The sequence below is a fragment of the Mangrovimonas sp. sgz306409 genome (genome assembly GCF_059735265.1).
On sequence record NZ_JCAPEU010000003.1, the window covers coordinates 105,057 to 117,226 of the forward strand.

9 protein-coding genes and 1 riboswitch are annotated in these 12,170 nt (G+C 38.1%); of the genes, 4 read left to right on the plus strand and 5 right to left on the minus strand.

What is annotated here, in order from left to right:
• Positions 1-27 precede the first annotated feature (27 nt).
• From rpmH to AC6I5C_RS06310, 3 genes are all read left to right on the plus strand, one after another.
• Positions 28-189: a 50S ribosomal protein L34 gene (gene rpmH, locus AC6I5C_RS06300; RefSeq protein ID WP_076663569.1), complete on the plus strand. Its 162-nt coding sequence runs from the start codon at positions 28-30 to the stop codon at positions 187-189.
• Between the two features lie 103 nt (positions 190-292).
• The gene (gene carB, locus AC6I5C_RS06305; protein ID WP_053978338.1) at positions 293-3,145 is read left to right on the plus strand and encodes a carbamoyl-phosphate synthase large subunit; all 2,853 of its coding nucleotides are present in this window, start codon (positions 293-295) and stop codon (positions 3,143-3,145) included.
• A gap of 76 nt (positions 3,146-3,221) precedes the next feature.
• Positions 3,222-3,611, plus strand: coding sequence for a T9SS type A sorting domain-containing protein (locus AC6I5C_RS06310; protein ID WP_082332049.1), 390 nt, complete (start codon positions 3,222-3,224; stop codon positions 3,609-3,611).
• A 93-nt stretch (positions 3,612-3,704) separates the two neighbouring features.
• Here the strand turns inward: AC6I5C_RS06310 and AC6I5C_RS06315 are convergent, their stop codons facing one another.
• The 5 genes from AC6I5C_RS06315 to AC6I5C_RS06335 form a co-directional block, all read right to left on the minus strand.
• A complete protein-coding gene (locus tag AC6I5C_RS06315; protein ID WP_497904427.1) occupies positions 3,705-5,093 on the minus strand; it encodes a DNA recombination protein RmuC in 1,389 nt (462 codons plus the stop codon).
• A 79-nt stretch (positions 5,094-5,172) separates the two neighbouring features.
• The gene (locus tag AC6I5C_RS06320) at positions 5,173-6,900 is read right to left on the minus strand and encodes a tetratricopeptide repeat protein (RefSeq protein ID WP_497904428.1); all 1,728 of its coding nucleotides are present in this window, start codon (positions 6,898-6,900) and stop codon (positions 5,173-5,175) included.
• A 130-nt stretch (positions 6,901-7,030) separates the two neighbouring features.
• Complete coding sequence (locus tag AC6I5C_RS06325; RefSeq protein WP_497904429.1) at positions 7,031-7,825, minus strand: ABC transporter ATP-binding protein; 795 nt, start codon at positions 7,823-7,825, stop codon at positions 7,031-7,033.
• A gap of 12 nt (positions 7,826-7,837) precedes the next feature.
• Entirely contained in the window at positions 7,838-8,869 is a 1,032-nt protein-coding gene (locus AC6I5C_RS06330) for a FecCD family ABC transporter permease (protein ID WP_497904430.1), read from the minus strand.
• Positions 8,862-10,004, minus strand: a complete 1,143-nt coding sequence (locus AC6I5C_RS06335; RefSeq protein WP_497904431.1) for an ABC transporter substrate-binding protein — start codon at positions 10,002-10,004, stop codon at positions 8,862-8,864. Before AC6I5C_RS06335 ends, AC6I5C_RS06330 begins: the two co-directional genes overlap by 8 nt.
• 72 nt (positions 10,005-10,076) lie before the next feature.
• A riboswitch (cobalamin riboswitch) is annotated at positions 10,077-10,300 on the plus strand.
• Positions 10,301-10,332: 32 nt separating this feature from the next.
• On the opposite strand from AC6I5C_RS06335, the gene AC6I5C_RS06340 reads away from it, so the two are divergent.
• The gene (locus AC6I5C_RS06340) at positions 10,333-12,168 is read left to right on the plus strand and encodes a TonB-dependent receptor plug domain-containing protein (RefSeq protein ID WP_497904432.1); all 1,836 of its coding nucleotides are present in this window, start codon (positions 10,333-10,335) and stop codon (positions 12,166-12,168) included.
• Positions 12,169-12,170: the final 2 nt, after the last annotated feature.

Genomic DNA, 12,170 nt, shown 5'->3' on the forward strand with positions numbered 1-12,170 from the left:
CAAAGAAGATTTTAAAGATATAAGACAATGAGTAAAAGAACGTTTCAACCGTCAAAAAGAAAGAGAAGAAACAAACACGGTTTCAGAGAAAGAATGGCTTCTGCTAATGGCAGAAAGGTACTTGCTCGTAGAAGAGCTAAAGGAAGAAAAAAATTGTCTGTATCTTCTGAGCCAAGACATAAGAAATAATGATTGACAATTGTTAATATATTAAGGTGTTGCTTAGGTGCAACGCCTTTTTTTATATCATTTTGATAACTATTTTTGTAAATAAATATATTCTCTCATAAAAATGCCAAAAAATAAAAACATTAATTCTGTACTTATCATAGGGTCGGGACCAATCGTGATTGGTCAAGCATGTGAATTTGATTACTCTGGGACGCAGGCGCTTAGATCTCTAAGAGAAGATGGAATAGAAACGATTTTGATCAATTCGAACCCGGCAACCATTATGACGGATCCTACAATGGCGGATCACGTGTACCTATTGCCGTTAACTACAAAATCAATCATAAAGATTTTGGAGGAGCACCCTCAAATCGATGCCGTTTTGCCGACCATGGGAGGGCAAACCGCTTTGAACTTATGTATTGAGGCCGATGAAAAAGGAATTTGGGAAGAATACAATGTGGAATTGATTGGTGTGGATATCGACGCCATCAATATCACAGAAGATAGAGAGCAGTTTAGAGACTTAATGGCTAAAATTGGTGTGCCAATGGCGCCTCAAGCTACTGCAACTTCATTTTTAAAAGGAAAAGAAATAGCGCAAGAATTTGGCTTTCCATTATGTATTCGCTCGTCGTTTACATTAGGTGGAGCAGGAGCAGCTATTGTTTATGATGAAGCTGATTTTGATGAGTTGTTAAGCCGCGGACTTGAAATTTCGCCTATTCATGAGGTGATGATTGATAAAGCTCTATTAGGTTGGAAAGAGTACGAGTTGGAGTTGTTGCGAGATAAAAATGACAATGTTGTTATTATCTGTACCATTGAAAATATGGATCCTATGGGAATCCATACAGGAGACTCCATTACTGTAGCTCCAGCCATGACATTATCAGATACGGCATTCCAACGTATGAGGGATATGGCCATCCACATGATGAGAAGTATTGGGGACTTCGCAGGAGGATGTAACGTGCAGTTTGCAGTAAGTCCAGATGAAAAAGAGGACATTATTGCAATTGAAATTAACCCTCGTGTATCTCGCTCTTCGGCTTTGGCTAGTAAGGCAACTGGATATCCTATCGCTAAAGTAGCTTCTAAGTTGGCAATTGGTTATACCTTGGATGAATTGAGCAACCAGATTACAAAGTCAACTTCAGCATTGTTTGAGCCAACATTGGATTATGTGGTTGTTAAGATACCTCGTTGGAACTTCGATAAATTTGAAGGAAGCGACCGTACCTTGGGATTACAGATGAAAGCTGTAGGTGAGGTAATGGCCATTGGACGTTCATTCCAAGAGGCACTTCATAAAGCAACTCAATCATTGGAAATCAAGAGAAATGGATTGGGAGCAGATGGAAAGGGTTATAAAAACTATGACCAAATCATCGACAAGCTTACACATGCTAGTTGGGACCGTGTATTTGTAATTTACGATGCTATTCAATTGGGAATCCCATTGAGCAGAATCCATGAGATTACAAAGATTGATATGTGGTTCTTAAAGCAGTATGAAGAATTATATCACCTAGAAAAAGAAATCTCAAACTACACGATTGATACTATTGAAAGAGATTTACTTCTTGAAGCCAAGCAAAAAGGATATGGAGACCGTCAAATAGCCCATATGTTGAAGTGTTTGGAAAGTGAAGTTCATGCTCGTAGAGAAGAATTGAATATCAAACGTGTTTACAAGTTAGTAGATACTTGTGCGGCAGAGTTTAAAGCGCAAACACCTTACTACTACTCAACTTTTGAGAATAGTGTAGAAACTACTGACGGAAATGTATATTCGGAAAATGAAAGTGTTGTTTCAGATAAGAAGAAGGTAATTGTTTTAGGATCTGGACCAAACAGAATTGGGCAAGGTATTGAGTTTGATTACTGTTGTGTGCATGGTGTTTTGGCAAGTGCCGAGTGTGGGTATGAAACCATCATGATCAACTGTAACCCTGAAACGGTTTCAACAGATTTCGATATTGCAGACAAATTATATTTTGAACCAGTATTCTGGGAGCATATCTATGATATTATTCAACATGAAAAACCAGAAGGTGTAATTGTACAGTTGGGAGGTCAGACGGCCTTGAAATTGGCGGAGAAATTAGACCGTTACGGTATCAAAATTATTGGAACAAGCTTTAAATCTTTGGATTTGGCTGAGGATAGAGGTAGTTTCTCAACCTTGTTAAAAGAAAACAACATTCCTTACCCACAATTTGACGTGGCTACTACGGCAGATGAGGCCTTAGCTATTTCAGATGTGTTGGATTTCCCTATCTTGGTAAGACCTTCTTACGTACTTGGAGGACAAGGGATGAAGATTGTAATCAACAGAAATGAGTTGGAAGAGCACGTGGTAGATTTATTACGTACTATGCCGGATAACAAACTGTTGTTGGATCATTATCTAGATGGAGCAATCGAAGCTGAAGCAGATGCCATTTGTGACGGTGAAAATGTATACATCATTGGTATCATGGAGCATATTGAGCCTTGTGGAATTCACTCAGGAGACAGTAATGCTACCTTGCCGCCGTTTAACCTAGGTGAATTTGTAATGCAACAAATTAAGGACCATACCAAGAAGATTGCTTTGGCCTTGAATACAGTTGGATTGATCAACATTCAATTTGCGATTAAGGATGATACGGTATACATCATTGAAGCGAACCCGAGAGCATCGCGTACGGTACCATTTATTGCAAAGGCTTATGGTGAGCCATATGTAAACTTTGCAACCAAAGTAATGTTGGGTGAGAAAAAGGTAACTGATTTTGATTTCAATCCACAATTGGAAGGATATGCCATCAAACAACCAGTATTCTCTTTCAACAAATTCCCGAAGGTGAATAAAAAATTGGGACCAGAAATGAAGAGTACAGGAGAAAGCATCTTGTTTATCGATAGCTTGAAGGATGATGAATTCTACAATCTATATTCAAGAAGAAAAATGTACTTGAGTAAATAATTCACCATTTTTTCGATGAAAGGTAAGTAGGTGTATTCAAAAAATTAGTAATTTAGTATTAACATAGGATGAGATTATGAGAATAAAATTACTAGGTTTTAAAATATTATGTCTCACACTACTAACGTTTTATCGTGTTGAAGCACATAATGCAAGCAATTTTGAAGTAGCTGTGTCAGATGAGTTTACATCTGAAAGTATGCTAGTTTTAAATGCGCTGCAAGATGACAATTTGGAGTTCACGATTTCCCCGAATCCTGCATCTACAAAATTGAATATTCGCTTGCCAAAGGGCTTGCAAAACGCCCAAGTGAGTATTTTTGATGTGTTGGGAAAAAAAGTGTACAGTCAAGAATTGAATTCGTTGACCGCTTCAATTGATGTGTCAAAATGGAATAGTGGTGTGTACCTTGTAAAGGTTTCAACAGACAATTTTAAACAGACCAGAAGGTTTGTAAAACAATAAAGGACTACTTAGTCCCAGTAAAAAGCCACCTGAAAAGGTGGCTTTTTTGTTATGATATTTTGGAAACGGAGATCTAATTAAAAATCAAAACTTCTATTCATCATCCGAAATGGCTCTCTTAATAATAGCTTCAGGAAGTGCTTTTTTTGCTTTGGCTCCCAATTTTTTCAATTTTTCAACGCTGGTAATTAAATTGCCTCGTCCATCCACCAATTTATTCATGGCCGAAGAATAGTCTTTCTTGGCATCGTCCAATTTTTTCCCAACTCCGGTAAGGTCTTTTACCAAACCTTCAAACTTATCATAAAGTGCTCCAGCCTGTCTTGCAATTTCAATAGCGTTTTGCTGTTGCTTCTCATTGTTCCACATCGTGTCAATGGTTCTTAAAGTAGCCAACAGCGTAGATGGTGTTACAATAACAATATTCTTTTCAAAGGCTTTGTTATAAAGGGAATTATCGTCATTGATGGCCACGGCAAAAGCAGGTTCAATAGGAATAAACAGAAGTACAAAGTCTGGTGATTCCATGTCGTACAAGTCGTGATAGTTCTTTTCAGAAAGCTGATCTACGTGGCGTCTGATAGAATTTACGTGGGCTTTTAAAAATTGCGGACGGTGTTCTTCATCAGCATTTACAAAACGCTCGTAATCTGTTAATGATACCTTACTGTCAATAATCATACGCTTATTGTCCGGTAAATGCAATACCACATCAGGAAGCACTCTAGTGCCATCTTCTCTTGTGAAATTTTGCTGAACAAAATACTCTCGATCCTTTTCCAAACCAGACTTTTCAAGAACGCGCTCCAAAACCAATTCCCCCCAATTTCCTTGCATTTTACTGTCTCCTTTCAAAGCTTTGGTAAGGTTAGTAGCCTCTTTGGTCATTTGTTGGTTAAGATCTTTTAATCCTAACAACTGCTCTTTAAGGGCAGAGTGCATGCTGATACTTTCCTTTTGGGTGTCCTCAACTTTCTTTTCAAAAAGATGTATTTTTTCTTGAAGTGGATTCAAGATATTCTTGATGTTTTCTTTATTCTGAATGGTGAACTTTTCAGATTTTTCATCCAGTATTTTAGTGGCTAACAGTTCAAAATCTTTTCGGAGTTGTTGTTGGCGTTCTTCAAGTTCTTCTTCTCGTTTAAGGTTGAGTCGCTGAAGATTTTCGTATTCCGAATTTCTTCTAGCCAATTCCGTATTCAGGAATTCTTTTTCACGACGAATGTCTTCACGCTCTTCTTCTATTTTAGAAACGGTGGTTTTTAGTTCATTCAGTTGTACACTAAATTGCTCCGATTGTTTTTGAAGCTCAGTTTCTGATAATAATTTGATATCCTGTAATTGCTGAACAAGGTTGGCATTGCGCTCTTCTAGAGTGCTTTTTTCACCTTTACTTTTCAATTTGGTAAAGGTCATGCCAACATAAGTGCCAATTCCAGCCGATCCTGCAATGGCTAGAATGAGAGTTAGATTGTCGTTCATTTAAAATTGAAGTTTGTCCAAAGATAAATTTTTACTTGGAAGATTGTATTTCCTCCTTAAAGAAATCTTAATCTCAAACTTACAATACAGATGTGGTTATTCTTATATCGGCCTCACTCCAAGCTTGGTTGAATTCATTTAAAATTGTTTGAGCTTCTTCAGTTTTTCCTTGGGCTAAGAGGCTTTGGTGCAGTCCCATTAAGGACCAACCATTTTGGCGTAGAATTTCGAGGTCCTTTTTGTAGACCTTTTCAGCTTCTTGATATTTTTTAGCTTTCATTAAAACGGCACCTAGATTTTGGCGTGGCGGGATATGCCATTCGGAAGGTTCATTATATACCAAATTATCTTCCATTTCCACAGCCTTTTCTAAATGAGAGATGGCTTTATCCAAGTCCCCTTTTTCAGCTTCCAATTCGCCTGCAACCACCTCGTAGGCTAGTTTTGCTATGGTAGTCCCTGAGTCAAATCCGGTAGCGAGATTGGTTTCCATTTCTGGATCTTTGATCAATAGGGAAATAGCGTCCAATTCTTCTTGAGCTTCTTCAATGTTATGTTTTTTAATGAAGGCAATTCCTCGGGAATAATGCCATATAAGGGATAAGTGTTTGATGTTGTCATTTGGTTTTGGAGTCGTTAAGATATCATTCCATTTGCCAAATCTAGTGTAGGCCAATAGTGGTGTGGAAGCAAAATTCTGTAGAAATTGAAGGTCTTTCATTTCGCCAACAGGGACTTTTTCTGCTGTTTTTTTTGCGGCATCAATGGCAATTTCACTTGCCCCCAATAAGCTGGATGCCGACCATAAAAAATGAATGTTATGGGGGTAATATCCTAAGGGGTACATTCCTTGGGCGTAGCATTGGGAAATATAGTCTTCATCTGCTAAAATTGCTTTTTGGTTTGTGGTCACAGCATCTTTATAGCGACCAACCCTAATGTAAATATGAGATGGCATGTGCACAATATGTCCAGCAGAAGGCATTAAGGACCCTAGTTTTTCTGCGCTGGGAACAGCTAAATCAGGATTTGGCAATTCAACCATATGGATGTAATAATGATGGGCTCCAGGGTTGTCAGGGTCTAGTTGGATGGCTTTTTCCAAAGCGGCCTTTGCTTCAGGAATATTGGCCGAAGGTTTTCCGGATTTATCCCAATAATTCCAAGGAGTCGTATTCATTACCGATGCGGCATACAGCGTTTGTATATCGGAATCATTTGGGTAGGTTTTGGATACTTTGGACATGGCGTCCATATAGGCGATATTTAAATCCTCAACCTCTGTAGAGAGGTCGGTAGCGTAACGGTGATTTAAAGCGTTGATTAAATCTTGTTCTTTTTGGGTGCTGTTACCAGAAAGTTCAACGGCTTTTGCAATAGCCTCATTGGCTTTGGTTTTTCTGTCATCATCTGGAGCGGGGTCATTGATGTTAGGGCCTAAAACATAGGCCTGTCCCCAATAGGCCATTGCTAAATTGGTATCAAGACGGGAGGCTTCCAAGAACGAACGATGGGCTTCAGCATGATTAAAACCATAGGTAAGACGCAATCCTTGATTGAAAAACTTTTGGGCCAAGTCGTTTTTGGTACTTACGGTATAGGTATGGTCCCCCAAATTTTCAAAAAGAGGGGAGATTGGCTTGCTGAAATCGACATCTTCCAGCATAAAATTGGCTGGGGTACAACTTATGGCGTTAAGGCCAACTTGGTCAGGGTAGTTGTATGTTTCTTCGGTGCTGTTGAAATAAAAAAAAGTAATAATAAGGGCTAGGGAAGAAAACACCAACAAAATTAATTTAGTTTTCATGACTATTGAGGATAAAAATTAGATGCAAAGAATTTACCCAAACAAGTAGATGAAAATTAATAAGGCAGATTTAAAACGTTGGTTTATAGTTTTCTAAATGTAATGAAATTATAAGAATAATGAAAGATTTTTATTTCTTCACCCTAAAACTTCCGCTTTCAAGATCGAAGGTGATTAAATCTTTTGGGAACAATTCGTTAAAGATTCCTTTCGAAATTAAGTTTTTTGGAGCGTCCAAAGTAACCTCAGAATTGGTCATGACAATCATGGAGTCACAAAGCTGAATAGCTAAGTCTATTTCATGAGAAGAAAACAGAATGGTCTTTTGGGTTTCTTTTACCAATCTCTGCAATAATTTCAGGATATAGGCTTTGTGGTACATGTCCAAATGTGTAGTGGGCTCATCCAGAATTATTAAATCGGTGTCTTGGGAAAGGGCTCTGGCAATCATGGCTTTTTGAAATTGACCATCACTAAGTTCAAAACACTTTTTGTCTTTTAGGTCCGCTATATTAATCTGAGTAAGACTTTTGTTGACTATGGCAATATCGGTTTCATTCAAGTTGCCAATCCAATCGGTATAGGGATGTCTACCCAATGCTACCAATTCAAAAACCGAAAGGTTCTTGGACGCAATCTTCTCGGTGAGTACCAAACTTAGGGTTTTGGCCAAATCTACAGGCGTATAATGAGATAGATTTTTTCCATTAAGCAGAATTTGCCCAGATAAGGGTTTCTGAACCTTGGTGAGGGTTCTTAATAAAGTGGATTTCCCAATTCCATTGGCGCCCACCAGGCCAATAAGTTGGCCCTGTTGCAATTCCAAATTGATTCCAGACCTTACAACATGCTGGGCCTTTTTGGAACTATATCCAATGGAGAGGTTGTCTGTAGAAAGAATGGTATGTTGCGTATCTAAGGCCACTTATTGTATAAATTAGAACATCATTTTTCGTTTTCTCACCAAGAGCCAAATTACCACAGGCGCCCCAATTAAAGAAGTGATGGCATTAATTGGAAGAGTAAAGTCACTATGCGGCAATTGTGCAATACTATCGCAGATAAGCATGATGATAGCTCCCAGCAAAAATACGGCAGGCAATAATATTTTATGGTTTGAAGTATTGAAAACTTGGCGTACCATATGTGGAATTGCCAGTCCTATAAAAGCGATAGGGCCTGCGAAAGCTGTAATAGTCCCCGCTAAAAGACTTGTGGCAAAAATAATGACCAATCTACTTTGTTTGATGTTTAGTCCTAAGCTTTTGGCGTAGTTTTCTCCCAATAACAGCGTGTTTAAAGCTTTTATAGAGGTAACACTTAATAGTAGTCCTAAAGCATAAATGCAGAAAAATACGAATAATTCCCTCCATGAAAGATTTCCTAAACTACCAAAACCCCAAAAGATATACTGTTGTAATTTCTCTGCAGAACTAAAATAGGAAAGCACGCTTACTACTGCTGCGGTAATACTTCCGAACATCAATCCTATAATTAAAATAGCCATGGTATCCCGTACTTTTACGGACATGGCCAATACCGCTAGAAGCACCAATAAACTTCCTAAACTTGCAGCAATAACAATACTCCATTTAGAAATTAAAAACGTCGAGAGAAAGCCTCCGAAAGTCCCCGCTCCCAATATAACAAGGGCCACTCCCAAGCTTGCACCAGAACTAATTCCCAGTACGAATGGACCTGCCAAAGGGTTTCTAAACAGGGTTTGCATCAACAAGCCAGAGATACCCAAACCAGATCCTACTAAAATAGCTGTGATGGCTTTGGGTAATCTAAAATTGAGGATAATGTATTGCCAAGATTGATTTTCGATGTTTCCAAAAAGGCTATTGAAAATCTCCTTTAACGGAATTGAAACCGATCCCAAAGTAATGTTTACCACAAAACATATGGCTAATAATAAAACCAAAATTGTAAACGGAAGTTTATATGAGCTCGAAGTGTTATTCAAGAGGTATGAAAAAATGAGGTTGGTAGTCTTCTAATAGCTCGGGGTGGCAAATTTTTACGAGATCTTTTAAAACAAGGTCGGGTCTTGCCGTACCCAATTCGTAATAAGTGACACCTCCAGTTGGTCCTGTTGTATTTACAAAAGAATATATTTTTTTATTGATAAACGCATCAAATTCGGCGTAATGAGGATTGGCTTCCTTTAAGGCTTCCATGGAGTTGTAGTAAGAAGGGCTCAGCCATATATCGGCTGATTTTCCTTTTGAAAATACCGATTCAAAACTTAGGGCCAGGCTTCCACTAGTTTGAGTGTCTTTCCATAAATAATCAACATTGGCATCATTCAGCAATTGAGCTTCTGGACTTGTGCCACTGGGTAAATACCAAACATCCTTGTACATGGCACCGCTTAAAACGCTAGGTTGTTCTTTAACATTGGCGGCAAGTTCTTTTGCCTTCAAGTAGTCTGATTCTATTTGATTGAATATAGAGTCGGCTGCTTTTGTTTTGTTATAAAGTACGCCAAAAAACTTGATCCATTCGGCTTTGGCCAAAGGCGAACTTTCAACCCAATCGCCATTGTAAATAACAGGAATGCCCGCTTTTTTAATCGTTTCAAAGGTTTTGTTGTTCCCGTCAATACCAAAACCAATTACCACATCTGGTTGCAATTCCAATAAAATTTCGGTGTTCAGGTTTTCGTTTTTTCCAAGTTCCCTAATGTTCCCTTCATCAATAAGTTTTCGAGTTTTAGGGGAAGAAATATATTCCGTACCGGGAAACCCAATAAGAGAAGTTTCCTCTTCCAATAATTCCAAAGCAGGAATATGCGTAGTAGAAGTTACTACCATACGCTCTATAGGAATCGGGATAATTGCATCGAACAAATTAGCATCAAAGGTGATACTTGGCAAGAGACTTCTATGCACTAAGGCATATCTGTATTGCTTACTGGCATTAGGCCAAGGATCTGTAATAGTGAGTACTTTGAAGTTTTCGTTGTGAACAATTGAAAACCCTTTGGCATACTTGAATTGCGAGCGGCTTCCATCCATTTTTTTGTTGGGAATGGTTTGTTTGTCTTGTTTACAGCCAAACAGGCCCAAACAAAATAGTAATAGAAACAGAGGTCTCACAAGCTTCAATTTTTTCACATGTCAAAAATAGGATTATTTGTGCTTTATAGTAAAACATTCGGGGAATTGTTTACTTTTGCAGAGAATTTTGGTTCCGTTAAACTTAATTGTACGGATTAAAAGGGAATCTGGTGTAAGTCCAGAGCTGTTCCCGCAACTGTAAGCATAGTGTCCAACTTTAATTGGGCATCTCTTTTGAAAAAGAGTTACTGTTCACTTCATAACCACTGGTGAAAACTGGGAAGGTAAAACAGTAAAATGCAAGTCAGGAGACCTGCCAATTTCATAACTAGATATAAAACTTTTCGGGAAAAAAAGTTTTAACACTATGAAACAGGTTTTTACATACATCGCGGTTCTCCTGGCAGTTTACACTGGCCAAACACAAACGTCATTGGATTCTTTGCAACAATTGGATGAAATAGTTGTAAAGACCGATACGTATTTGAAAACATTTTCCAATACACAATCAGTGTCTACTCTTAAGGACAGTGTTTTAATGCGAAGTGCTTCGTCTTTAACCGATGTTTTAAATTTCAATAGTTCCATTTACTTCAAGGAAAATGGGTTGGGAATGGTGTCTTCGGCGGCATTTAGGGGAACTACGGCACAACAAACGGCAGTAGTTTGGAACGGCATCAATATCAATTCGCAGTTTAATGGGCAGACGGATTTTAATACCATCAACATTAGAAATTTTGATGAGATTGATGTGCGAAGTGGGGGAGGAAGCGTACTTTACGGGAGTGGTGCCATAGGAGGTTCTATTCACTTGAACAACGTGCTGCATTTCAACGAAGGATTTCGCAATAGATTGTTTGTTCGTTATGGAAGCTTTGAAACCTTGGATTTGGCTTATCAATCTGGGTATTCCAACGACCGAATGAGTGTAAATGCCTCATTGAGTAGAACAAGTTCTGAAAACGATTATGACTTTGTGGATAGTGAAAAGTCTAACATGAATGGAGAGTTTTACAACACCAGTTTTTCTGCAACCATAGGCTATAAATTGAGTTACAAAAGCTTTTTGAAGTTTTATAGCTATGTGTTTGATGGAGATAGACATTTTTCTTTGCAGAGCCCATCAGAAACTCCAACGAAATATAAAGATTTCAATACCCGAAATATGTTGGAATGGGATGTGTTCTTTGGTGGTTTTAGGTCTAATGTCAAGTTGGCCTATATCACAGAGCGGTTTAAGTATTTTGGAAATATAGCTTCGGATTCCTATACTTTTGGTGAAGCAAAATCCCTTATCGGAAAATACCAACTGGGATATAAAATTGCCAAAAAAACTTATCTCCAAGGAGTGTTGGACGTTACTCATACCAATGGAGAAGGTTCCAGCATTCACGAAAATAAGCGCACCATTACAGGCGGAAGTTTATTGTGGAAGCAGGCTATTAAAAAGTTCTTTTATGAAGCTACTTTAAGGAAGGAAATCACTCAAAATTACGACAGTCCCCTGTTATTCAGTTTGGGACTTCAATACGAGTTCAACAAGGTATACACACTTAATCTGAACGCTTCCAAAAATTATAGAATCCCTACTTATAACGATTTGTATTGGACAGGAAGTGCCAACCCTAATTTGGATCCTGAAACTTCTTATCAATTCGAAATAGGGAACAATATCTCCTTTAAAAATGGTTCGTTTTCAGTCATTGGTTTCTACAACGACATAACCGATATGATCAGATGGTTGCCTAATGGTTCCAATTGGAAGCCTATCAATACAGATCATGTAGAGGCTTATGGATTGGAGACTAGATTGGAATACCAAAGGGTTATTAGAGATCATGAATTTTCATTCAATGCTAATTATTCCTATACAAAATCTGAAGATCAGGAAACCAAAAAACAGTTGACTTATGTGCCATACCATAAAGCATTTGGAGGTGTAGGCTATCAATATAAAGCACTAAGTGCTTACTGGCAATCTGTATTTACGGGTGAGGTGTTTATACTCTCCGATAACAATCCAAGGTATGTCGTGGATAGTTATTGGTTACATAATGCAGGTTTGGAATACGGTCTTGGTGAAGACCAATCTTGGAAGCTGGGATTTCAAATTAAAAACATAATGAACAAAAATTACCAAAGTGTAGCCAATCGCTACATGCCTGGTATCAACTATAACTTTTACATAAACTTTAATTTTTAAAA